The sequence below is a fragment of the Pseudazoarcus sp. NS34 genome, from assembly GCF_059703725.1.
In genome coordinates this window covers 337,929-360,758 of record NZ_BAAKIZ010000004.1, presented here as the reverse complement: position 1 = coordinate 360,758, position 22,830 = coordinate 337,929, and the positions used below count along the sequence as shown (strand labels likewise).

General features: G+C 62.6%; 21 protein-coding genes. 9 read left to right on the top strand and 12 right to left on the bottom strand.

The window, feature by feature from the left end; translation table 11 throughout:
* Nucleotides 1-3: 3 nt before the first annotated feature.
* Nucleotides 4-1,467 carry a glutamate synthase subunit beta gene (locus AC6H0N_RS15085; RefSeq protein ID WP_497574947.1) on the top strand — a complete coding sequence of 488 codons (1,464 nt, stop codon included), beginning with the start codon at nucleotides 4-6 and terminating at the stop codon, nucleotides 1,465-1,467.
* A 277-nt stretch (nucleotides 1,468-1,744) separates the two neighbouring features.
* Complete coding sequence (locus AC6H0N_RS15080; RefSeq protein ID WP_497574946.1) at nucleotides 1,745-2,809, top strand: hypothetical protein; 1,065 nt, start codon at nucleotides 1,745-1,747, stop codon at nucleotides 2,807-2,809.
* Here AC6H0N_RS15080 and AC6H0N_RS15075 read toward each other — a convergent pair.
* Together AC6H0N_RS15075 and AC6H0N_RS15070 are read right to left on the bottom strand one after the other, a co-directional pair.
* Nucleotides 2,785-3,795 (bottom strand): NAD(P)/FAD-dependent oxidoreductase, encoded by a 1,011-nt coding sequence (locus AC6H0N_RS15075; protein ID WP_497574945.1) that lies wholly within the window; start codon nucleotides 3,793-3,795, stop codon nucleotides 2,785-2,787. The genes AC6H0N_RS15080 and AC6H0N_RS15075 overlap by 25 nt on opposite strands.
* Entirely contained in the window at nucleotides 3,792-4,241 is a 450-nt protein-coding gene (locus tag AC6H0N_RS15070) for a DUF3429 domain-containing protein (protein ID WP_497574944.1), read from the bottom strand. Before AC6H0N_RS15070 ends, AC6H0N_RS15075 begins: the two co-directional genes overlap by 4 nt.
* Nucleotides 4,242-4,470: 229 nt before the next feature.
* Between AC6H0N_RS15070 and AC6H0N_RS15065 the strand changes: the two genes are divergently transcribed.
* Entirely contained in the window at nucleotides 4,471-4,911 is a 441-nt protein-coding gene (locus AC6H0N_RS15065) for a thiol-disulfide oxidoreductase DCC family protein (RefSeq protein ID WP_497574943.1), read from the top strand.
* On the opposite strand, the gene AC6H0N_RS15060 is transcribed toward AC6H0N_RS15065, so the two are convergent.
* Nucleotides 4,851-6,038 carry an META domain-containing protein gene (locus AC6H0N_RS15060; protein WP_497574942.1) on the bottom strand — a complete coding sequence of 396 codons (1,188 nt, stop codon included), beginning with the start codon at nucleotides 6,036-6,038 and terminating at the stop codon, nucleotides 4,851-4,853. The two genes, AC6H0N_RS15065 and AC6H0N_RS15060, sit on opposite strands and share 61 nt — an antisense overlap.
* Before the next feature lie 131 nt (nucleotides 6,039-6,169).
* Between AC6H0N_RS15060 and AC6H0N_RS15055 the strand changes: the two genes are divergently transcribed.
* A complete protein-coding gene (locus AC6H0N_RS15055) occupies nucleotides 6,170-6,454 on the top strand; it encodes a hypothetical protein (RefSeq protein ID WP_497574941.1) in 285 nt (94 codons plus the stop codon).
* Nucleotides 6,451-7,005, top strand: coding sequence for an MOSC domain-containing protein (locus AC6H0N_RS15050; RefSeq protein ID WP_497574940.1), 555 nt, complete (start codon nucleotides 6,451-6,453; stop codon nucleotides 7,003-7,005). The genes AC6H0N_RS15055 and AC6H0N_RS15050 overlap by 4 nt, the downstream gene beginning before the upstream one ends.
* Here the strand turns inward: AC6H0N_RS15050 and AC6H0N_RS15045 are convergent.
* The gene (locus AC6H0N_RS15045) at nucleotides 7,002-8,333 is read right to left on the bottom strand and encodes an MATE family efflux transporter (protein ID WP_497574939.1); all 1,332 of its coding nucleotides are present in this window, start codon (nucleotides 8,331-8,333) and stop codon (nucleotides 7,002-7,004) included. The genes AC6H0N_RS15050 and AC6H0N_RS15045 overlap by 4 nt on opposite strands.
* 144 nt (nucleotides 8,334-8,477) lie before the next feature.
* Nucleotides 8,478-9,122 carry a DUF1294 domain-containing protein gene (locus AC6H0N_RS15040; RefSeq protein ID WP_497574938.1) on the bottom strand — a complete coding sequence of 215 codons (645 nt, stop codon included), beginning with the start codon at nucleotides 9,120-9,122 and terminating at the stop codon, nucleotides 8,478-8,480.
* A 131-nt stretch (nucleotides 9,123-9,253) separates the two neighbouring features.
* Here AC6H0N_RS15040 and AC6H0N_RS15035 point away from each other — a divergent pair, with 131 nt between their 5' ends.
* On the top strand, nucleotides 9,254-9,853 hold the full coding sequence (locus AC6H0N_RS15035; protein ID WP_497574937.1) for a hypothetical protein: 600 nt from the start codon (nucleotides 9,254-9,256) through the stop codon (nucleotides 9,851-9,853).
* Nucleotides 9,854-10,068: 215 nt separating this feature from the next.
* On the opposite strand, the gene AC6H0N_RS15030 is transcribed toward AC6H0N_RS15035, so the two are convergent.
* The gene (locus AC6H0N_RS15030; RefSeq protein ID WP_497574936.1) at nucleotides 10,069-12,165 is read right to left on the bottom strand and encodes an acyltransferase family protein; all 2,097 of its coding nucleotides are present in this window, start codon (nucleotides 12,163-12,165) and stop codon (nucleotides 10,069-10,071) included.
* A 310-nt stretch (nucleotides 12,166-12,475) separates the two neighbouring features.
* Here AC6H0N_RS15030 and AC6H0N_RS15025 point away from each other — a divergent pair, with 310 nt between their 5' ends.
* Nucleotides 12,476-13,471: a lipid A deacylase LpxR family protein gene (locus AC6H0N_RS15025; protein ID WP_497574935.1), complete on the top strand. Its 996-nt coding sequence runs from the start codon at nucleotides 12,476-12,478 to the stop codon at nucleotides 13,469-13,471.
* Nucleotides 13,472-13,477: 6 nt separating this feature from the next.
* Here AC6H0N_RS15025 and AC6H0N_RS15020 read toward each other — a convergent pair whose 3' ends face one another.
* From AC6H0N_RS15020 to upp, 6 genes are all read right to left on the bottom strand, one after another.
* Complete coding sequence (locus AC6H0N_RS15020) at nucleotides 13,478-14,215, bottom strand: DUF6498-containing protein (protein WP_497574934.1); 738 nt, start codon at nucleotides 14,213-14,215, stop codon at nucleotides 13,478-13,480.
* Entirely contained in the window at nucleotides 14,215-16,539 is a 2,325-nt protein-coding gene (locus AC6H0N_RS15015) for a putative bifunctional diguanylate cyclase/phosphodiesterase (RefSeq protein ID WP_497574933.1), read from the bottom strand. The genes AC6H0N_RS15020 and AC6H0N_RS15015 overlap by 1 nt, the downstream gene beginning before the upstream one ends.
* Nucleotides 16,536-17,132: a methylamine utilization protein gene (locus tag AC6H0N_RS15010; RefSeq protein ID WP_497574932.1), complete on the bottom strand. Its 597-nt coding sequence runs from the start codon at nucleotides 17,130-17,132 to the stop codon at nucleotides 16,536-16,538. The genes AC6H0N_RS15015 and AC6H0N_RS15010 overlap by 4 nt, the downstream gene beginning before the upstream one ends.
* Nucleotides 17,132-18,010, bottom strand: coding sequence for a DUF4394 domain-containing protein (locus AC6H0N_RS15005; RefSeq protein ID WP_497574931.1), 879 nt, complete (start codon nucleotides 18,008-18,010; stop codon nucleotides 17,132-17,134). Before AC6H0N_RS15005 ends, AC6H0N_RS15010 begins: the two co-directional genes overlap by 1 nt.
* A gap of 71 nt (nucleotides 18,011-18,081) precedes the next feature.
* A complete protein-coding gene (locus tag AC6H0N_RS15000) occupies nucleotides 18,082-19,317 on the bottom strand; it encodes a uracil-xanthine permease family protein (RefSeq protein ID WP_497574930.1) in 1,236 nt (411 codons plus the stop codon).
* A gap of 45 nt (nucleotides 19,318-19,362) precedes the next feature.
* Nucleotides 19,363-19,995, bottom strand: a complete 633-nt coding sequence (gene upp, locus AC6H0N_RS14995) for a uracil phosphoribosyltransferase (RefSeq protein WP_497574929.1) — start codon at nucleotides 19,993-19,995, stop codon at nucleotides 19,363-19,365.
* 434 nt (nucleotides 19,996-20,429) lie between these two features.
* Between upp and AC6H0N_RS14990 the strand changes: the two genes are divergently transcribed.
* Entirely contained in the window at nucleotides 20,430-21,359 is a 930-nt protein-coding gene (locus AC6H0N_RS14990; RefSeq protein WP_497574928.1) for a hypothetical protein, read from the top strand.
* A 118-nt stretch (nucleotides 21,360-21,477) separates the two neighbouring features.
* Nucleotides 21,478-22,830: a GmrSD restriction endonuclease domain-containing protein gene (locus tag AC6H0N_RS14985; RefSeq protein WP_497574927.1), complete on the top strand. Its 1,353-nt coding sequence runs from the start codon at nucleotides 21,478-21,480 to the stop codon at nucleotides 22,828-22,830.

Genomic DNA, 22,830 nt, shown 5'->3' with positions numbered 1-22,830 from the left:
CAAATGGGCAAGCCAACCGGATTCATTGAGTACGAGCGTCTATCCGAGGCCTACGCGCCTGTTCCGGAACGCCTGAAGAGCTATCGCGAGTTCGTCCTGCGTCTGGACGACAAGCAGGCCGCCATCCAGGGCGCGCGCTGCATGGACTGTGGCATTCCGTTCTGCAACACGGGCTGTCCTGTGAACAACATCATTCCCGACTGGAATGACCTGGTGTTCCGCAATCAGTGGCACGAAGCCATCGAAGTGCTGCACTCCACCAACAACTTCCCGGAGTTCACCGGCCGTATCTGCCCCGCCCCGTGCGAGGCAGCATGCACGCTGAACATCAATGATGACGCGGTCGGCATCAAGTCGATCGAACACGCCATCATCGACAAAGCCTGGGAAGAGGGCTGGGTCAAGCCGCAGCCGCCGAAGGCCAAGACCGGCAAGAAGGTTGCCGTGGTCGGCTCCGGCCCGGCCGGCATGGCCGCCGCGCAGCAACTCGCGCGTGTCGGGCATGACGTCACCGTGTTCGAGAAGAGCGACGCTGTCGGTGGCCTGCTGCGCTACGGCATTCCCGACTTCAAGATGGAAAAGCATCTGGTCGAGCGCCGCGTCGAGCAGATGCAGGCTGAAGGCGTGACTTTCCGTACCGGCGTCATTGTCGGCGACAAGAGCGTGCCGGCCGGCATCAATAACGATGCGACCGAAGTCGTCAGTGGTGATCAGCTCAAGAAAGATTTCGACGCCGTCATCCTTGCCGGTGGTTCGGAAGTGCCGCGCGATCTGCCGGTGCCGGGGCGTGAGCTTTCCGGCGTGCATTTCGCGATGGAATTCCTGGTTCCGCAGAACAAGGAAGTCGGTGGTGGCCCGGCCAACCCGATTTCCGCCAAGGGCAAGCACGTGGTCGTGATCGGCGGTGGTGACACCGGCTCCGACTGCGTCGGCACCTCCAACCGCCACGGTGCCGCTTCGGTGACCCAGTTCGAGCTGATGCCGATGCCGCCCGAGCAGGAGAACAAGAACCTGACGTGGCCGTACTGGCCGGTCAAGCTGCGCACCTCGTCCTCGCACGAGGAAGGCTGCGAGCGCGACTTCGCCGTCGCCACCAAGGAATTCCTCGGCAAGGACGGCAAGGTAACCGGCCTGCGCGCCTGCCGCATCGAGTTCAAGGACGGCCGCATGGTCGAGGTGCCGGGCACCGAGTTCGAGCTCAAGGCCGACCTCGTGCTGTTCGCTATGGGCTTCGTCCATCCGGTCGGCGGCCTGCTCGACGCCTTCGGCGTGGACAAGGACAAGCGCGGCAACGCCAGTGCTACGACCGATGGCGCCGGTTGCTACGCCACCAACGTCGACAAGGTCTTCGCAGCAGGTGACGTGCGTCGCGGCCAGAGCCTGGTCGTGTGGGCGATTCGCGAGGGTCGTCAAGCTGCTCGTGCCGTCGATGAGTACCTCATGGGTGAGAGCCTCCTTCCCCGCTGAACGGCGAATCGCCCAAGGGCGGGGAGTTGTTGGAACGCGGGCCAAGGCCCGCGTTGCGCGAGGGTCGTCAAGCGGCGCGCGCTGTGGATGAGTTCCTGATGGGCGAGAGCCTGTTGCCCCGCTGAGCGGCGAATCGCCCCGCGGGGCGAGAGGTGGAACACAGCCTTATCCGCAGCATCAGAAAAACGGACCCCGCGGGGTCCGTTTTTCTTTGGGCTACGCGCTTGCAAGCGAAACATATGCGTGGATAAATGGGGCAGCAAGCTGGAGATTGCCCATGCACTCGTTGTCCCGGATCCTGAGTTTCGTTCTGCTCGCCCTGCTGTCGTGCGCCGCCCTGAGTGTGCGGGCCGACACCGTGCGGATCATCGTGCCGTTCTCCGAAGGCGGCGGCACCGACACCTTTGCCCGCCTCGTTGCACGACATCTCGGCAAGCATCTGCCGGGCAATCCACAGGTGGTGGTGGACAACATCACCGGGGTCGGCGGCGTTACCGGGGCCAATGCCTTTGCTGCATCGCCTGCCGGCGGCCCGCTGACACTGCTGGCGGCGTCAGGTCACCTCAAGCTTCGCGCCATGCTTGGTCTGCGCGGGCTGGAGCTTGATTTCTCCAGGCATGATCCACTGCTGGCAGCGCCAATGGGGCACGTCACCGTGGTTTCGTCCGATGCTGGCATCTCCGCCCCGACAGACATCCGCAACATGCAGGGGCGTCCGACCAAGGGCATCAATGATCCCATCGGCCAGATCGAATCCCTGATCACGCTGGAACTGTTTGATCTGGACTACCGCCCGGTGCCCGGATTCGGCGGCCGCGGCGAGACGCTGATGGCGTTCGAGCGCGGCGAGCTTACGATCAACACTCAGGCAACCCCGGTCTATCTCGCGCGGCTCGAACCGCTTGTACGCTTGCGCAGGGTGGTGCCGTTGTACGCCATCGGCTTCTTCGACGACGCCGGAAACTCCATCTCCGATCCAGCGGTGCCGGATCTGATGACTGCCCCGGCGCTCTATCAGCGCATATATGGTCGGGCGCCTGCCGGGCCGGCGTGGGATGCCTTCCGGATGGTGGTGCCGCTGGTGCAGCAGGCACGAGCCAGCCTTTGGATGCACGGAGATACGCCGTCAGAACAAGCCCAGACGGTGAAGACGGCCATCGCGGCAATGGTGCGCGACGCGGCATTCCACACCGATGCGCGCGATCAGCTGGGTGGTTACCCCGTGCTCTACGGCGACGAGTTGCGGCGCATCCGTACCCCGCTGACCAAGACCCGGCCCGAAGTGCTCGATTACCTGCGCAAGTTTCTGAAGAGCCGTTACGGGGTGGAGTTCGAGCGCTGACCCCTGCCGGCTTTTGCGGCTATCACGCGGTCTGCCAGGCGTTGGCCGCTGAGCCAGGCGCCTTCGATGCGCCCGCCGTGAAGCCAGTCACCGGCCAAGCCGAGGCCCAGGTCCTCGGCCCACAGTGATCCGGTAGCGCAGTCCGAAGCGTTCTGGGCGAACCGCCAGCGGTGGAGAGTGACCGCATCCGGTCTTCGCGCACCCAAACGTACAAAGGCTTCGAGCATCGTTTCTATGACTGCTTCCGGGCTCGCATCGAAGCCCGCATCATGGTCATGCGGCGCGTGGAGCACCCAGGTGTGACCCGCCGGACGCCCCGGTTTTGACGAGTCGCACGCGACCCACGACAGTCCTCCGTCGTTGACGAACGCAGCATCAAAAGGCAGGCCGAGGTCGGTCGAGTAGCGAGCGATCAAGGCGTGACAGCCGCGCATCGCGCAGTCTGAAGCGAGCTCGGCCAGGCACGGAGCGACGTCGCGAAGCAGCGTTGCGGCCTGCGGCGAAGGCAGTGTCACGACCACGCCCGAATAGCGCTGCTGGGGCTCCCCGGCTGGTGTGGTGTCCAGCAACCAGCCTTCTTCATCGCGGCGCAGTGCATTCACATGTGTGTCGTAGCGTACCGCGAGCCCCTCGCTCAGATGACGGCCGATGGCCGACATGCGCGGTGTGCCGACGAAGCGGGGTTCACCGCCGGAAACCGGGCGCTGACTCCCATCAGCGTCGAAGCTCACGATGCGAGCTGGCCAGGCGGCGACGATTCCGTCGGCCAGCCAGTCTTCCACGGCTGCCCGAAAGCCGGCGTCTCGTGCGGTGAAGTATTGCGCGCCGTGGTCCGCCTGCCAGCCATCGCCACGCCGCGTGAGGCTGCGCCCGCCCGGTCCGCGGCTCTTCTCGAACACCTCGACAGCAAGGCCGGCTGCCTGCAGGCGTTGAGCGCACGACAGACCGGCAATGCCGGCGCCGATCACGGCAACTTTCGCGCTCACGATACTGCAGCAGCCGCGAGCAGGCTGAGTACCGCTCCCAGCGTAAGCACCGTACGCAGCCGGGGGTACCAGGCGGGCAGAACGCGGTGGTGCCGCAGCGCGATGTCGAACACGAAATGCACCGCCAGCAGGCCTGCCAGGAAGGCCAGACCGATTGAGGCCGGCAACAGCAGCGCTATCCATGCGCCCAACGCCGGCACCACCGACCAAGCCATCAGACGGGTACGCAGCGCTTCGGCCGGCTGCGGCCACAGCATCGCGAACCCCCAGTGCAATGCGCCAACGAAACTCACGATCACCGCACCGTAATTGAGCAATACAAAAGACCAACGCACGGCATTGGCGGGGTCGGCAAGCACCAGCGCGGCCAGGCCGACGAAAGGAATCAGCCCGCCGAAGCCGAGCCAGCGTGCCAACATCGGCGAGGAAGTGCCTGCGGTGTTCATTCAAATCTCCGGTTGCCCCTTCGGGCCGTCACAAAATGGTCTGGGTGCGCGGGCGCTGACCCGCGGCGGGCGAACTTGCGGGTGTGGCTGGGGTCTGTGTGAGTGCTCGTGTCTAGGACAAGAACGCCGCGCAAAGTTCGTAGGGGAGCCATTACAGTCTCCAGCGCACTACATCGTCCGGTGCAAGCAGCAATGTGCCCGCCGACCTCTTTGATTCTCCGGAGAATGCATGACTCAAACGCGACTCACCGTTTACTACGACGGTGGCTGCCCGCTGTGTCGACGTGAAATCGGCTTCTATCAGCGCCAGCCCGGTGCTGAGAACATCACTTGGGTGAACCTGGTCGCAGCCGACCCGGAAGCCCTGGGCGATGATCTCGATCTCGAGGCCGCCATGGCGCGCTTCCATGTGCGTCGCCCGGACGGCCGACTGGCCTCGGGGGCGCTGGGCTTTGCGTTGATGTGGCAGCACCTGCCGCGGCTGCGCGTGCCCGGGCGCATCGCTGCGCTGCCGGGCATCGTGCATCTGCTGGAGGTCGGCTACCGACTGGTGTTGCGTGTGCGCAAGCTGTGGCGCAAGCCGGATGCGGTGTGCGAGCTGCCGGCGCCTCAGCGCACCGCCACGAAGCGCGCCACCAGCCGGCCGTCGCTGCCCGACAGTTCGAAGTGATTGCCGCTGATGCGCCAGCTGCGCGCCTTGTCGAGTGCATCGAGGAACTGCGCCTCGATGTCAGGGCCGCCGACGCAGGCCATCTTCGTCGCCATGATGCCGCCGAACAGAATTGAGCCACCCGCCATCGTTGTGCCGCCCTTGAAGCGGTTGCAGCCCGTCGAGCCCGATACGCGAGGTGATTCGCTCGGCGCAAACATCAGGTAGGGCGTGCGCTCACTGTCGGTGACCACGATTTCGCTTTCTCCCAGCTGTACCAGCCGCCATTGCGTGCCGTGCAGCGTGGGCGATGGCTGAGTGGGCTGCGCGGGTCGCGGCGCCGGAGCAGGCGTCGGGCGAGTCGCGACGGAGGGCGCTGGTGTTGCAGCCGGTGCCGGCGCGGGTTGAAAGGTTTGCTGCACGCGGTCCGGCGCGGCCGCAGCCGGTTGTGGTCGCGGCGGGGGCATCGGGGCAACAGCAGGAGCCGGTGCGCGCGGCGTGCAGCTTACCGGCGTGCCGGTTTGCACCACGCGCTCGACGATCACCGTCGGGCGCCGCGGCCCTTCCATGTTCACGCGCTGCACGATGCGCGCTTCCACCCGCACCGGCAGCGCACGCTGCAGGTTCGCGCGGCTGCGGCTCCAGGCCCGTTCCAGTTGCAGATAGCCGCCTTCCATCGCCACCGGCATGCGTCGCCCGGTGGCGCAGTCTTCGAGCTGTGCGCTGTCGGCGAAGTAGGTGAACTGGCCGTCGAGCGTCACGCGCGGCTCGATGGGGCTGAGCAGTGACGAGCGGTTCAGCGTGTAGTTGAGTTGCGACGTGATTGGCCGGCCGTCGGTGTCGAGCAGGGTCAGTGAACCCCGGCCGTAGCTCAGCTGCCGTTGCTCGCCGTGCCCGTAGCGCAACTCCAGCTTGCCGTCCTGCAGCGCCCAGCGGCCAACACGGTCGAAGCTGCGGTTGCGTTCGCGATAAACGCTGCGCTGGTGGAACGTGCCGTCTTCAAGCAGGTCGAGCCGCAATTCAACACCCGGGCAGTCGGCGCACGGCAGAATGCCCACATAAGAGCCGGTCAGGTCCGATTCTGCGGCGGCCACATGTGCGAAAAGCGCCATCAGTGCCGCCATTGCGATGCGATGAATGTGCTGCATGGCCAATCTCCTTCGCGGATAGTTGTTCAGTTGCTGGCCCAGCGACCGCCGTGTGGCTGCCGGTTTCCTTTGTACCCCGAAACCCGGGCGGTAAGATGCGCCTTCGATTCTTCTTCCCATGGCCACCGCTGATGCGAAACCGCTTCAAACGCAACGAGCGCCTCTACCAGATCGCCCTGCGCTCGGACTGGATCTTCTCGGCCAAGCTCGCGGCCGGCGGGCTGGCTATCGGCGTGTTCCTGATCCCGACAATCCTCATCGGCACCGGCGATCCAGATCTGGAACCGCTGGCCGGCGTAGTGCGCTTCCTCGGGCTGGTGTTCACCGTGGCCTTTGTCGGCATCGGCATCCGCCGCTACATGGTCCAGCGCAAGGAGGCGGCACAGCTGCCTGCCGACGAGAAAGATCCCGAATGACCACCGGCGAGGACATCGACCTCGACGAGCCGTCGATGCGCAACATCACCGCTCGCCATCCGCGCGCAGGCTGCGTGGAAGCCATTTTCCTGCGTCCGGCACGTCTGCAGCCCGTAAAGTCTGTAACCGAAATCGAAGCGCTGGCCGAGCGCGGGCTCGATGGCGACCGCTCGTCCTTCGCGCCGCCCAGCCGTCCCGGCGGCGGCAAGCGTCAGGTCACCCTGTTGCAGGCCGAACACCTGCCGGTGATCGCCGCCTTTGCCGGCCGTGCCAGCGTGGAGGCCGCCGAGCTGCGTCGCAACCTCGTCATCTCCGGCCTCAACCTGCTCGCCACCCGCAGCCTGTTCAAGGACCGCCCGCTGGTGCTGCAGCTGGGTGAAGCGGTGCTCGAAATCACCGGGTCGTGTGACCCCTGTTCGCGTATGGAAGAGGTGCTCGGTCCCGGCGGATTCAATGCCATGCGCGGACATGGCGGGGTCACCGCCCGCGTGCTGCAGGGTGGCCGCATCCGCGTAGGCGATGAGGTGCTCTGTATTCCTCGGCCGCTTTAAGGTGCCGCTCCGACCGACCTCGCCAGTCGCGGAAAAGACCGCCCAAGAGTAAGTGCCCGCGCCACATAGCTCACGTGATACGCCGCCCATAGCCCGTGATTGCCCCAGCCGCGCAGCAGCCACCAGGCGGCGAGAAAGATGGCCAGCGACAGCAGCATCGAGCGGCGCATCTCGGCGGTGTGTGTGGCGCCGATGAATACCCCGTCGAGCTGGAAGGCCCACACCCCCACCAGCGGCGCTAGCGCCGCCCACGCCAGATGCGCGCGCGCCGCCTCTCGCGTGGCGGCGTCGACTGTCAGGAGGTCGATTACCGCAGGGCCGCCCAGCAGGAAGGCCAGTGATAGCGCGCCGGCCAAAACCACCGCCCACAGCGTGGTGACGAACACAGCGGCATCGAACATCGCACGCTTCGCCGCGCCCACCGCGCGGCCCACCAGCGCCTCTGCGGCGAAGGCCAGCCCGTCGAGAAAGTACGAAGCCGTGGCGACGAAGTGCATCAGCACTGCATTGGCTGCCAGCACGACCTCGCCTTGCTTCGCGCCGTGCGCGACAAACCACAGCGACATGAAGATCAGCGCCATCGAGCGGATCATGATGTCGCGGTTCACCGCCAGCGTGCGCGCCAGCCGCGTCGCATCCAGCAGTCGTGCGCGCGACCAGCGGCCGTCCACGCCGCGCACATGCACCCATGCCAGCGCCAGCCCGAGGCCGGCCGCGATGCACTCGGCCAGCAGCGTACCCAGCGCCACCCCGGCCACGCCCATGCCAAGGCCGAGCACGAACAATACGTCCAGCGCCACGTTGGAGAGATTGAGCGTCAGTTGCAGCAGCAGCGCCGTGCCAGCCCGCCCGCGTCCGATGAACCAGCCCAGCAGCGCGTAGTTGGCCAGCGTGGCCGGGGCTGCCCAGATGCGGAGGTCGAAATACTCGCGGGCGAGCCCCTCGACGCGAGCGCCCCCATCGAGCAGTGCAAAGGCCGCCTCACGGATCGGCCACTGCAGCACAATCAGCGCCACACCCACGGCCGCAGCGATCAACAGCGACCGCCCCAGACAGGCCAGCACCTCGTCTCCGTCGCGCGCCCCCAGCGCCTGCGCGGTGAGCCCTGTCGTGCCCATGCGCAGAAAACCGAAGGCCCAGAACACGAAGGTGAACACCAGTGCGGCCACTGCCACCGCGCCGATCTGCGCCGGATCTGGAATTTGGCCGACCACCGCCGTATCGACGATGCCGATCAGCGGCGTCGATACGTTCGACAGCATTACCGGCACCGCCAGCGCCAGCACGCTGCGGTGGGTGATACGGGGGTGGGCGGCGGATGAATCCATACGGCGATGATAGGCGGCTTTTGCCGCGTCTCTGGCGGGTTGTGCGACGCGCCATTTACGTTCGTGAATGAGGAACGTAGCCGTGGGCCGGTGGGGCCCGGCTCGTGGAGCAGAGGCGCGCGGCCGGCCCGCCGCAGCGCTTGATCAGAGGATCGAGCGCAGTGCTGCCAGAGCCTGGCTCAGGTGGTGGCCGCCCGCCGGGGTGAGCAACCACGCCAGCCCGCCGCAGTTCAGCACCACGGTGATCCAGAACATGGTCTGGAATGACCGTTTGCTCGACTTGTGGCGAAGCCAGCGTTGAGCTGCCAGCGCCCCCGGCCAGCCGCCGATCAGGGCCATCAAATGCAATGTGCTTTCTTGTGTGCGCCAGCCGCCCTGCCGGGCGGCAGACTTGTCCAGCGCATAGGCCACAAAAGTGATCGCGCTTGCCGCCGCGTACAACCCGGCAACTTCCAGCGGCACGCGGGCCGTTGCCACCGCCGCAGTCAGCATGGCGACAAACCCCGCCGCAAACAGCACCGGGCCGTTGCTGCGCGCCACAGGCCGCGCTGCGCGGCTGGTTGGAGAGGCGGCGTAACGCTCGCCCTCATAAGCAATCTTTACTGCGCAGGCCCGCCCCCGCTCATCGGTACCGGCGAGATACGTGACCTGCGCACCGATTTCAGGCCGACGCTGCCGGTTGGCAAAGGCCCGGGCGTGCGCGAACAGGCGCGCCCCGCCGCCCTCCGCTTCGATGAAGCCGAACCCCTTGTCATCTCGCCAATCGCAGATCCTGCCGGTGAGCCGCATCTCTTCTAGATATCCGTATCTGTAGGTACTATGCAATCCGGATTCACGAAACCCGCAGCAGGACTGCTTCGGGCATCGATCGCTTCCGCGGATTCTTCCACATTGCATGAATTGTCGAACAGGAACTTCAGATGATCTACCGATTGCTGGCCATTGTTGGGCTTGTCGTAGTGAGCGGCTGCGCCTCCAACCCGATGATGGTCGCTCAGACCCAAGAGCTTCCGTCCCCCGCCGCCGCCGAAGCACAGGTTGTGTTCATGCGTTCCAGTCTGCTCGGCAGCGCCATCAATGCCTCGCTGTATCGCGTCGACCGCGGCCAGATCGAGTTCATTGGCATCATGGCCAACGGAACCAAGATCGTGAGCAACGTCCCGCCCGGCAAGCACGTTTTCATGGTCGTTTCAGAAGCGGCCGATTTCATGGAGGCAGAGTTGGCTCCGGGCAAGACCTATCACGCACTCGTCACCCCGCGCATGGGTGCCTGGAAAGCGCGCTTCTCACTGTGGCCCATCAAGGCCGATAGCGACGCCGAGTACAGCACTACGTCCAACGATTTCGCCGGTTGGCTCAAGAACACCCGCCTGGTCGAGAACACCCCGCAGTCCCTCGCCTGGTACGACGCAAACAAAAAAAGCGTGTACCTGAAATACACCGAGTACTGGCCCGTGTGGCAGGGCAAGAGCGCTGCCGATCTGGCCAAACGCACGCTGATGCCGGAAGACGGCATGTAGGCGTGCAATTTGCTGGGCGTTCACTGGGAGAGGGTCGGTGATCCGTCAGTCGAGGGGTGCAACTGGGTGTGGGGATGAAACCCGCGTTGGGGTGTGAGGTTGTTCCGAGCCACCCCAAAATTTGCGCGGTCGTTATCTGTGCCCTTTGCCGGACGCTGACCCAGAACATCGTGATGCGTTCTGCCGTCTGCTCGTGGAAGAGTTTCTGCAAATTGTCAGAAGCTGCGCTCGACCCGCACGATGATAATAAGGTCTGGTTTGCGTTCTGCGTCTTCCAGCAATCGCGACAGCTGGTGGCCAGGAAGCAGTTGTATCCAGTCGCCAAGATAGCGCGTCTCCCGGAACGACCGGTTGATGTAAGGACGGACGCCGTTGGCAAACGAGTCTCCAACGACCCAGACGTATTTTTCGGCGAGAGGGTGACGGTTATGTACGATTTCGTGGGGGATGCGGAGCTGCGGTCGGCCTTCGTCTGAAGGTATGAACGTTAGCTCTGTTTCTTTCTCCCATTTCACAGTGAAATTATCGTCGGTGTGAAGTGGAAAGTCCGACTGGCGCGAGATCTTCATCAAATCGCCAGCGTGTGGAGAGTCAGCGGCTTGCAGTTGAACAGCCGGGGCGGGCAAAGAAAGCCGCTGCGCTAAGCCAGCCCAAGCAAGCAGGGCACCTCTCTGATTCCAGTGTGTGTCTGTTCGCCAGTAAACGTGGCCATTCTGCTTGTGTTCTAGGAGGTCTCTCAATGGGTCGTGGACCACCAAGTTGGACAGTGGACGTAAGGCATCAAGAAAGGAATCGACGTACCGGATGGGTGATGGACTCAGCTGCTCTGGAAGGGATTCAGGGTACACGCGGTTCTTATCCGGTCCGAGTAGCAGGGCGACAGGGACTTCGTACTTCTCTCCTGTCTTCGCCAAGTGTGCAAAAAGCTCCTTCACGTTCTCGATATGTTGTGTCGAAGGGCTGATTCGCAGTTCCAGCTTGCGGAGCGTATTTCCGTAGGCGTTGCCTAGGAAAAGCCAATCGTCCTTTCCACGAAACCATCGATTAGAACCGCTGCGCAGGACTTGGTTGTCGAAATCGTCCCGACTAAGCAGTAGCTGGCGTTCGGGAAGCGGCTGCTTCGCAACGAACAAACCCGCCGCGGCAACAACCCCTAGAAGTGTTACCAATGCCGCGCATCCGAGAGCGCTCCGCTTGCCGAAGCGGACGGGCCGCTCGATTATTCGATAGGTGAGGGCGGCTAGGAGGACGCTGAGCACAATGCAACCGATCATCACTGAAGCGGAGTGTTGCTCGAGTATTCGTGCAAAAGACAGCAACGGCCAATGCCACAAGTAGAGAGGGTAGCTAATGAGTCCGATTAGGACGACGGGCTTCGCTGAGAGCAAGTTCTGATTGGCCCAACCGTTCGGGCCCGCCAAAATCACGAGGGCCGTTCCAACAACTGGGATGACAGCCCAAAACCCGGGAAAAGCGAATTCGCGTCGGATGAAAAACGCGCTACCAACGATCAGTGCTAGACCTGCCGTCGATAGCAGGGAGCAAGCGGTCTGTTCTGGATGTACGTTAGGGACTGCGGTAGCACGTGAGGTGGGAGGGAAAAGCCTAGCCAGCCACGTGATCAGTCGCTGCCGCCTGTCCGCGTTGAGGCACGCAAGAATGCCCCCCGCCCAAAGCTCCCAGAAGCGTGCGGTAGGGTAGTAAAAGGCTTGCTCGGGTTGCGAGTTGCGCCAGTCGATGGCGTTGGCGAATGACATTGCAGCTAGTCCGGCAAGAATCGCGGCAAACCCCCATCCTGCGCGCCACAGCGCCCAAAGCACCAGTGGATACAGGATGTAGAACTGCTCTTCAACGGCAAGTGACCACAGATGCAGCAGTGGTTTTAGATCGGCGGCAATGTCGAAGTAGCCCACTTCGCCATGCAGCACGAAATTCTGAATAAAGCCCGCACTTGAAGCTACGTGCTTGCCAAGTGACGCGTATTCGTCTGGGAGAAGAACCAACCACCCGATGACGAGGCTGGAGGCCAAAACCACGATCAACGCAGGGAAAATCCTGCGGGCCCGATTGGCATAAAACAGGCCGGGCCGGAAGTTCTCGTCCTCCAGGTCGCGGAGAATGATGGTGGTGATCAGGTAGCCTGAGATGACAAAAAAGACGTCCACTCCGACAAAACCGCCTTGCAAGGCCGCGGGGAATGCATGAAATACGATTACCGCAAGAACGGCGACTGCACGGAGACCGTCAATGTCTGCTCGGTAAGGCAAGGATCTCGATATTTTTGAGTTCTTTTTGGGGACGGGATGATTCATTGTTCTGATTTGATGCGTTTTCACGCTGAGTGAAGTCGGCGGTATAGATGCCGCGCTGTTATCGGGGATACCGCGGAAGATAGAAGAACACTCTCCACAACTGCCGTCCCAAGGGGTGTGTGAAGTAAAAGCACAACCGGTGGCCCCTGCGTGCCTGCCGACGGCGACCGACATTATCCTGTGCAATGTCGCTGTGATTGCACCTTGAGTGACTTATATCGGATCTGTACGCGCGCTCCCAACTTCCTGTTACCAACGCCCATCCGTTTTCCCGGCTACACTTCGCTAACCCATCCTTAAGGGAGTTCGCATGATTACCCGGTCCTGCCATCTTCTCCCCCTCCTGCTCGCGCTCGCTACCCCGTTGGCTATGGCGCAGGAGGACGAACGGCCCAATGGCACGTTCAGTATCAACCTTGAAAACGACATCTTCTCCGGCGACGACGGGCACTACACCCACGGCATGCGGTTGGCGTGGGTGCCGGATCAGCGGCAGCCGGTGCCACAGTGGGCGCGCAGCTTTGCGGGCTTGATGCCGTGGTTCCCGAGTGACGGAACGATCCGCTACGGCTACGCCATCGGGCAGAGCATCTTCACCCCGAGCGACATCAACCTGAGCGACCCGCCAGAGAATGAGTGGCCGTATGCCGGCTGGCTGTACGGTTCGATCGGCCTCGGCATTGAGACGGGGCGGGTGGTTGATCAGTTCGGTCTGACGGTTGGCGTCGTGGGCCCCGCTTCGGGGGCCGAGAAGACGCAGAAGTGGGTGCACAAGGTGGTTGGCTCGGACCGGCCGAGGGGCTGGGACACGCAGTTGAAGAACGAACTGGGTGTTGTGGCGACCTGGCAACGCTCGTGGCGCAGCATCGTCAAGACGCGGATGCTGGGGAATGAGCTCGATCTGGGCGCCCATGTGGGCGGCGCGCTGGGCAACGTGTTTACCTATGCCAACGCCGGCGTCATGGTCCGTTTCGGCCCGAATTTGCCGAATGACTATGGGCCGTCACGCATCCAGCCGGGTCTGCCGGGTTCGGCCGACTTTGCGCCGGCGCGTGATTTCCGCTGGTACGCCTTTGCCGGGCTTGAGGGGCGTGCGGTTGCGCGCAACATCTTCTTGGACGGCAACACCTTCCGCGACAGCCGCAGTGTCGACCGGCGCAAGCTGGTGGGCGACGTGCAGTTCGGTATCGTGATGGACTGGTCTGACGTGCGCGTGAGCTACACGCACGTGCTGCGCAGCAAGGAGTTCAATGGGCAGGACAAGCGCGATTCGTTCGGCTCGCTGACCTTCTCGTTCAAGATGTAAGCCGGCTCAGTCCCCGCCATCTATATCGCCAGCGGCGCCGTCATCGGCGCCGTTTTCAATTGTGCGGCGTTTGCCTGCGCGACGTTTGCGGTGGGCGCTGCGGTGCTGATGTATGTCGATGGCGGTTTTGCCGGCGACCAGCAACAGCAGCGCCGGGGCGGCGGTGGTGGCGCCGGTTTCGATGATGGCCATGGCACCCAGGATGATCGCGATGTGCAGCGCGACAATGCGCTTGTACGGGTCGAACATGATGTCATCCGCGTCGCGCTCGGCATCTTCGTGGTCGATGAAGTGGTGATATAGCGTCGACACGCCGTGGCTGATCGCGAAGGCCAGCAGCGGCAGGCCGAACAGGCCCGGCATCTCGTTGGCGATCCAGCCGAACTGGCCGGCGAGCATGCGGAAGGGCATCAGCAGCACAAAGCCGTCGTCGTCGAAATCTTCCGGCGGGGCTTCGCCGGGCAGGTCGGTGAGGGTGAGGATGAAAATGCCGTGGCCGGCGCAGAAAAATGAATAGTGGAAGCTGAAGAAGGCTGACTGCGGCAGCACGCGCAGGCCGCCGACGTGCAGCATGCGCACCAGTGTCCAGGCGCCGACAACGAGGTTTTCCAGCCAGTACAGCAACAGCAGGTAATGCGCGTCCCAGCCGAAGAACAGCACGCCGACCGCTGGTGCGAGGTTGGCCAGGATCAGTGCCGCGAGCGGGATGCGGTCGAGCGGGTCGGGGCTGGACACGGCACGCATCAGGGGCGTCCGGCGCGCCACGCGTTGAAGTCGCTGGCGGGCAACGGCCGGCTGATGAAATAACCCTGCGCCTCGTCGCAGTGCAAGGCGCGCAATGCGTCTAGCGCGTCTGCGTTTTCCACCCCTTCGGCCACCACCGTCAGCCCCAGGTTGTGCGCCAGATCGATGGTCGAGCGCACGATGGTGGCGTCGGATTCGTCGCTTTCCATCGCCATCACGAAACTGCGGTCGATCTTCAGCTCGTTCACCGGCAGGCGCTTGAGATAGGCCAATGACGAATAGCCCGTGCCGAAGTCGTCGATCGACAGTTTAAAACCCAGCGCAGACAAGCGGTTGAGCGTGGCTTCGGCGCGCTGCGGGTCGTCCATGATCGCGCTCTCGGTGATCTCCAGGCAGAAGCCGTCGGTCGGTGCCTCGTGACGCGCGCACAGCGCAGCGATGCGCTCGGGAAACTCCAGGTCGAGCAGGTCGCGTGTGGACAGGTTCACCGCAATGCGCAGGCGGCCGGAACTTGGCTGCAGTGCGCGCCACTGTCGGGCGGCCTCTTCGACCATCCACAGCGTGATGTGGCGGATGAAGCCGGTTTGCTCGGCGAAGGGGATGAAGTCCATTGGTGGCACCAGCCCGCGCTCCGGATGCTGCCAGCGCACCAGCGCCTCGGCGGCCACGACCGTGCCGCTGGTGACGTCGATCTTGGGCTGCAGGAACAGGCGCAACTCGTCGCGTTCCATGGCGTGACGCAGGTCGGTGAGCAGCGACAGCGTCTGCGCGCTTGATGAATCCAGCCGCGCTTCGTAGTGCATGGCCCCGGCCGCGCGTGCCTTGGCCGCATGCATGGCGATTTCGGCGCGGTTGAGCAGCAGATCCGGCCCGTCGCCGTCTTCCGGCCAGCACGCGATGCCAATGCCGGCGCTGATGTCCACGGTCTGCCCCGACAGCGCCAGCGGCGCGGCAAAGGCCTGCGCGATGTCCGCTGCCTTGGCGACCGCCGCCGTGGCATCGGCGTTGGCCAGCAGCAGCGCGAACTGGTCGCCGCCGATGCGTGCAACGCGGTCGTGTTCGGCGTCGCTGCGCTCCGACAGGCGTTCGGCCACGGCGCACAGCAGCGCGTCGCCGAAGGCATAGCCGAGCACGTCGTTCACATGCTTGAAGCGGTCGAGGTTGAGCATCAGCACGGCAAACGGCGTGCCGGTCGAGATGCGTTCGGCCAGCGCCTCGCGGAACTGCTCGCGGTTGGGCAGCCCGGTCAGGCGGTCCCAGTAGGCCAGACGACGGATCTCGTGCTGCTGACGGGCGATGCTCTCGCGCATGTGCTCGAAGGAGCGGCCCAGCCGGCCGACTTCGTCATCGCTGTCACGCGCGAGCCGCACAGGGGAGCTGTAGTCGCCGCGCGTCACACGCTCGGTGAAGGCGATGAGCTGGCGCAGCGGTTGCGTCACGCGGCGCGCCGTGAGGGTGCTGCCGAAGGCGAACAGCAATACGCCGAAGGCGGTGATGGCGGCCAGCGTGAGCTGCAGCTCGCGGTAGGGCGCGGTGACTTCGCTGACCGAGCGCAACAGCACGGTGTCGACCTCGCCTTCGCCGCGGTGCAGGCTGATGCGGCGGGCCAGCAGCTCGTCGTTGCCGACGTCGAGCACGCCGGTGGCGTCGCGTGCAATTTCGCGCGAAACGGGCTCGGGCAGCGTGCTGACCACCACGCTGGTATCGCCGCCCGCGCTGCGGCTGGTGACGACCAGATGCAGTGACAGCAGGCGGTACATGTCGTCGGCCAGCGCCTGGTCGATGGGGAAGGCCATCAGCACCCAGCCGATCAGCAGCGGGGCACGCATCGGCACCATCACGAACTGGTAGGGCGTGCCGCCGACCAGCGCGATTTCGCTCGCCGCGTCGTTGGCGGCCAGCCGTTCGGTGACCGCACGCAGGCGCTCTTCAAGCGCCATGCCGCCCATGTCCTCGCTGGTGGCGCGCAGTTGCAGTGCGGGGTCGAGCAGCGCCGTGATGCGTGCGCCGATGCGGCTGCCGTGGTTGTCCAGTGCCGAGCGGATGGTTTCGTCGTCGTCCGAGGCCACCGCCGAGCGAAAGCCGAAGTCGGCGGCCAGCACCGAGGCACCCTGGCGCAGCCGCTCGGCGTTCTGCTCGAGCACGCGTCGCCACACGCGTTCGCCCACTTCCAGTTCATGTGCGATCTGCCCGCGGGCGTTGTCGGCGATGCCGCCGCGCACCACGGTGAAACCGGCGATCTGCACCACCAGCAGCAGCGCCAGCGACATGCCGACAATGCGCGTCGCCAGCCCCATGTCGCGCCAGCGCCGCGGCAGATTCATGGCCGCACTCCGGCGAGGTTGACGTTCACGGCGCCAGTGCTTGCCGCCACCCGCAGCGTTTGTGTTGGTGTCTCCGCGCCGGGCGGCAGGCCGCGGTGCCAGCTGCGCAACTGATATTCACCGGGCGGCACGTTGCGCAGCACAGCCCGGCCTGCGGAATCGGCTTGGGCGTAAAACGGCGTATCGACGATCACCACCCACGACACCATCTGGTCGTGGATGTTGCAGCCGAGCACGGCGACGCCGGCGGTGTCGAACACCACGGGCGCGGTTGGCGTGCCGATGTACAGCTTGAGTTCAAAGCGTTTGGCTGGCGAAAAGGAATAGACGTGGTGACGCACGGTATCGCGGTTCGGAAAATCGACCGCCGTGCCGCGCGTAATGACCAGCTGATCGGGGACGAAACTCTTGTTCTGCTGGGCGATCTCGGCGCCGCTCAACGGTTTGACGGCCTGCGCTGCCGCGTCGGACTGCAGGAACACCACCGCACCCGGCAGCGGCGTGCCGCCCGCGCCGGTGACATTTACCGTCAGGTCGGCCGCCCCGCACGGCAAGGCCAGCGCGGCGAACAGGGCGGGCAGCAGGCGCGGCATTACGGCTCGATGGCCAGGCCCAGCAATTCGCCCCCGTCGCCGATCGGCCCGATCGCGGTGGCTTTGCCCGTTGCGAGGTCAACGCGGTAGAGCTGCGTCTTGCCATCTTCGGGCGTGAGTGCGGCAAGCGCGGTGTTGGAGACGTCGGAGATGTCCAGGTGGGCGTTCGCCAGCGGCCCGGTGCCGAGATCGCCCACCGTGGTCAGCACGCCAAGGTTGGGCGACACCGCCGGAACTTCCCCTTCGCGCGAGCCCTGCATGACCAGTGTGCCGAGCGCCGTGTCGATGGCGTAGTTGGTGGTCAGCTTCTCGTTTTCGCTGTTGTAGGTGTAGGCGGCCGCGGCGATCTTTGGCATGTCTGCCATGTGCGGGTCGCCCGTGCCGTAGGCGAGCACGCCATCGGCCTGAAACGTCGTGGTGTTGGGCGCGAAGTCCACGGCCGCGCCGGTGTCCGGGTGCAGTCGCAGGTTGAAGCTGCCGGCAACCACGCGAATGCGGTCGGCCGCCGGGTTGAAGTCGAAGCCGAACGATTTCTCGGGCAGGTCTACCGGCAGCTTGCCGTCGCCGATGGCAGTCAGTTCGCCGCTGCTGGTGTTGACCGTATACAACTGGCCCTTGCTGCCCAGCGCGTACAGCACGCCGCGCGCCACCCGGAAGTCGATGCCAAGCAAGTCCTCGCCCCGTGACAGCCCCGAAAGGGCCACGCGATGCGTAATCTTGGCCGGCTCGGCGGGATCGAAGTGGATCAGTTCATGGTCGGCGGTAACCGCGAAAACGCTGGTCGGCTCTTTGGACAGGCTTTGCGGTTCGGCGGCCAGTGCGACACCGGCAGACGCCAGAAGGCCGAGTCCGGCCAGGGCAATGTTGCGGAAGCTCATGACGGGCTCCTCTCGGGTAGGGGTGCGTCGATGTTAGCACCCACGCTGGGCCGCATGTGTCAGGGCTTTCCTCAGGGCTTGCGCGTGACGGGCAGCACAATGTTGAACAGCACCGCCAGTACACCGCACAAGCCCACGCCCTGCAGCGTCAGCCCGTCGAGGTTGAGCGCCAGACCGCCAACGCCGAACACCAGAATCGACGACACGATCACCAGGTTGCGCGGCTCGTCCATGCTTACCTTCGCGTTGATCAGCGTCTTCAGGCCCACGCTCGCCACCGAGCCGAACAGCAACATCATGATGCCGCCCATTACCGGCACCGGAATGGTCGCCAGCAGCGCGTTGAACTTGCCCACAAAGGCCATGGCGATGGCGAACACTGCCGCCCAGGTCATGATCGCCGGGTTGAAGTTGCGCGTCAGCGTCACCGCGCCAGTGACTTCCGAATAAGTCGTGATCGGCGGCCCGCCGACCGAGCCGGCAAACAGCACGCCCAGCCCGTCACCGGCCAGCGTGCGGTGCAGGCCGGGGCTCTTGGTGTAGTCCTTGCCGGTCACGCCGCCAATCGCAATCACGTCGCCGACGTGCTCGATGGCCGGCGCCAGCGCCACCGGCAGCATGAACAGGATGGCCGCCAGTTCAAAAGTGGGGGTCGTGAATCTCGGCATGGCAAACCACGGCGCTGCCGCGATGGCCGAGAAATCCACCAGCCCGAACAGCACCGCGGCAATGTAGCCCGCCGCCACGCCGGCCAGAATCGGCAGCAGCCGCAACAGCCCGCGTGCGAACACCGCAACCGCCACCGTAGTGCCGAACGAGATGGCCGCGACGATCAGCGCCGTGCCGTAGTTCACCAGCTCGACCGAACCGTCGCCGCTGCGCCCCATCGCCATGTTCACCGCCACCGAGGCCAGCGACAGACCGATGATCATGATGATCGGCCCGATCACCACCGGCGGCATGAAGCGGTGCACGATCTCCGCGCCGTGCTTCCACACCACGCCGGCCAGTGCGAAATACGCCAGGCTCACGCAGGCCAGCGCGCCCATGGTGGCCGACAGCCCCCACGTGTGCATGCTGTAGATGATCGGCGCGATGAAGGCAAAGCTCGATCCGAGAAAGATCGGCACCTCGCGCTTGGTAATCCACTGGAACAGCAGCGTGCCCACACCCGCGCCGAGTAGCGCCATGGCCGGGTCCAAACCCGTTAGTAACGGCACCAGCACCAGCGCGCCAAACGCCACGAACAGTATCTGCCCGCCCGAAACGGCCTGCCGCCACATCGGCTCCCTGGGGGATTCATTCATGCTTGTTCTCCGCGAGCCCGCACAGGGCGAAGGGTGGGGTGAAGCTCAGCCCAGCTTGGTGCCGAAAATCTTGTCCCCGGCGTCGCCCAGGCCGGGAATGATGTAGCCGTGCGCGTCCAGGTGGCTGTCGATGCTGGCGGTGAAGATCTCCACGTCCGGGTGCTGCGCCTGCATCAGCGCAATGCCCTCCGGCGCCGCCACCAGCACCAGCGCCCGGATCTGCCCACAGCCCTTGCGCTTGAGCATGTCGCAGGTGGCCGCCAGCGAGCCGCCGGTGGCCAGCATCGGGTCAATGATCAGCGCCATGCGCTCGCCCAGATGCCCCACAAAGCGCTCGAAGTAAGGCGCCGGCTGCAGCGTCTCCTCGTTGCGCGCAATGCCCACCACACTCACCTTGGCGCTCGGAATCATGTCCAGCACGCCATCCAGCATCCCCAGCCCGGCGCGCAGAATCGGCACCACGGTGACCTTCTTGCCCTTGATCTGATCCACCTCCACCGGCCCGGCCCAGCCCTGCAGCGTGACCGTCTCCAGCTCAAAGTCCTTGCAGGCCTCATAGGCCAGCAAACGGCCTAGCTCGGCCGTGAGTTCGCGGAACTTCTTGGTCGAGATGTCGACCTCGCGCATCAGGCCGATCTTGTGGCGGACGAGCGGGTGGCGGATTTCGTGGATGGGCATGGCGCGGGTCCGGCGAATGGGAGCGCGCGAAGTGTACACCGGGCGGCGGGGTTGCTGGCTGCGGTCATGTTCAATGTTGCTGGGTGGCGCGCGCCGCGGAAGCGGGTAAAGGCATCACTTCAGTGGACATATGCCTGCTCGGTTCTTAAGCTGCAACGCAATTAGCGTATGCGCTCACGCAACTGGTCAACACCCTTGGCGGAGCAGAGTGGTGGGCACGGTGTTTGCTGTTACGGAGCAGTCACGATGTTGCGCAGCAGGGCTGTCGCCCTAAAACAAATTTGGGAATCTTGACCAATCCTATGCCTCATCTGACAGTCACACTTAAGATCCCATTCGATAGCGAGTCTCCGACAGAGCCGGACACGGCCATAACTTTCACTCACTGGCTTCCAATCGGACGCGACCAAGGAATAGTCGCAAATGATGGCGACTTGGCCATTCTTTTGTGGTTTGATGAGAAATGCATGTGGTGGGCATCTCGGCCGACAGCCGACGAGTTGAAGAGGTACGTAAACATCAATGCTCGGTATGTCTACGCCGATGTTCAAATTAGTGGCCTGGGAGCCGACTTGCTGGAATACATGCAGCAGCGTGATTTCTCCAAGCTTCCAGAGAGAAACAATGCATTCCTCCAGTTGGAATGCGACAGGATCGCCAAAAGAATTCTGACCTCGGTGCTTCATCGAGTTAATCGACTTATTGCATTTGCTCGATCACACAAAGGACAATATTGGTTATCCGAGTATAAGATTGACTTATATCGACTTCGCTTTTATTTCAGTGTCTTTGAGGGGCGCGCCCAAGTTGATAACGGCCCGCCATTCAGGTTCCAGCCAGAACAGGCGGATGTAATATGGATAACAGAAGAAGGGGAAAGTCGATACGTCACGGAGTCCGATTGGCCAGCGTTCCGAGACTTCGTGACTGGCGCCAGCAAGCCGCAATTGATTGGTGAACTCCTGGCAGGATCTGAGCATTTGCTAAGCATCGGTCACTATCGAAGTGCAGTGACAGAGGCGGTCACTGCACTTGAAGTTGCCGTTTTCAAGTTTGCTGGCGACTGCAATGCAGATAGAGCATTCGCACCACATATGGCCCAGCGATTAGGATTGAGTAGATTGAAATCACAGGTTGAACGTCTCGGCTTAAGCGCAACGGTTAACTATCTGTTGCCAACCATTCTCCCCGAAGCACTACTACCAGCATCTGTGATTTCGGAGTGCCAATCTGCACTCAGTCGGAGGCAAAACATTGTTCATAACGGCCAACGAAACGTTCAGGAGGATGATGCCAAGCGTGCAGTAGAAAGTATTAGGGCGTGCTGTGAAGTCTTAGAGCAGATCACCGACGCACCAGCATGAGAACTGCCGCGATGCTCAACCACTCATTCCACCGGGCCTGCGCAAAAAGCTGCGCAGGCCGGTGAATTTGGACGTTAGACCGAAAACTAAGTTTTGCGCATAACAACAAGGAGGAGAAATGCTGCCTGAAGAAGAGAACGATCTTAGCTTTGATGAGGGTGGTGACGAGGAGGTGCAAATTGCACCAGAAGACAATCGGATTCACACATCAAGTGGGGATCTTGAGGTTGAATCTCTTCACAATAAGAAGAAACGTGGCCGGCTTATTCTTCAGCCTGATTTTCAGCGGCAATATGTGTGGGATGCCGCGAAGGCAAGCAAGTTAATTGAGTCCGCAATTCTTCACATTCCACTGCCAATAATTTATTTGTCAGAGGAAAAGGACGGAAAAGAGTACGTCATTGATGGGCAGCAGAGACTAACTTCATTCTTTTCTTTCATAGACGGCCAGTTTCCAGACGGAAAGGTGTTCAAGTTGAGTAGCTTGAATGTGTGTTCTGAGTTGAATGGCAAGAAGTTCAGTGATCTGTCTGATGAGTTACAGGATAGAGTTCGTTACTACAAAATTCGCGCTATCACTTTTCAGAAAGACTCAAGCGAGAACCTGAAATTTGAGATATTCGAGCGTCTGAATACAGGCTCCGTTCAGTTGAACGATCAAGAGTTGAGAAACTGCCTTTACCGAGGCAGCTTCAATGTCGCACTTAAAGAAATGGCGGAAGATCCAGACTTTATGTTCATCTGCGGGCTAAAGGCGCCCGACAAGCGCATGAAGGACAAAGAGTTGGTTCTGCGGTTCTGTGCGTTTTATCACAAGACATATCTCAACTACAAAGCGCCAATGCGCAATTTTTTAAACTCCGAGGCGAGAGAAAGAAGAGAAATCTCAGACAAGGATATTGCTGAGTTAAAGTCGGCATTCAAGAATGCATGTCAAATAATTCGGTCAGCGTTCGGAAAGAATTCGTTTAAGCGGTTCTATAAGGGCAAAGATGGCCAGCCCAATGGTTATTGGGAGCCAAAGAAGTTCAATACGTCCTTGTACGATATTCTGATGTACTCCTTCGCAAGGGAGGACAAAAACAAGGTGTATCAGAATTTGGACTCTGTGAAAGAAGCCTTGGTTTCCCTCATGACAGAAGATCAGGAGTTTGTCGACTCCATCGAGTTGTCTACCAGCTCTGTGCAGGCGGTAACTTTGCGCTTTGACAAATGGCGCGCATCGTTACAGTCAATCCTTGGAGTAAATCAGAAAGAACCTCGCTGTTTTACCTTCAAGTTGAAGGAAGAAATGATGGCGGCTGATCCAACGTGCGCAATTTGCAATCAGCATATCCAGTCAGCAGATGATTCCGCGCTTGATCACATCAAGCAGTACTGGGTTGGTGGAAGAACTGTCCCTGAAAACGCAAGATTGACTCATCGTTATTGCAACTGGGCTAGGCCAAGAAGTGATACGGGTGCGGTCTAA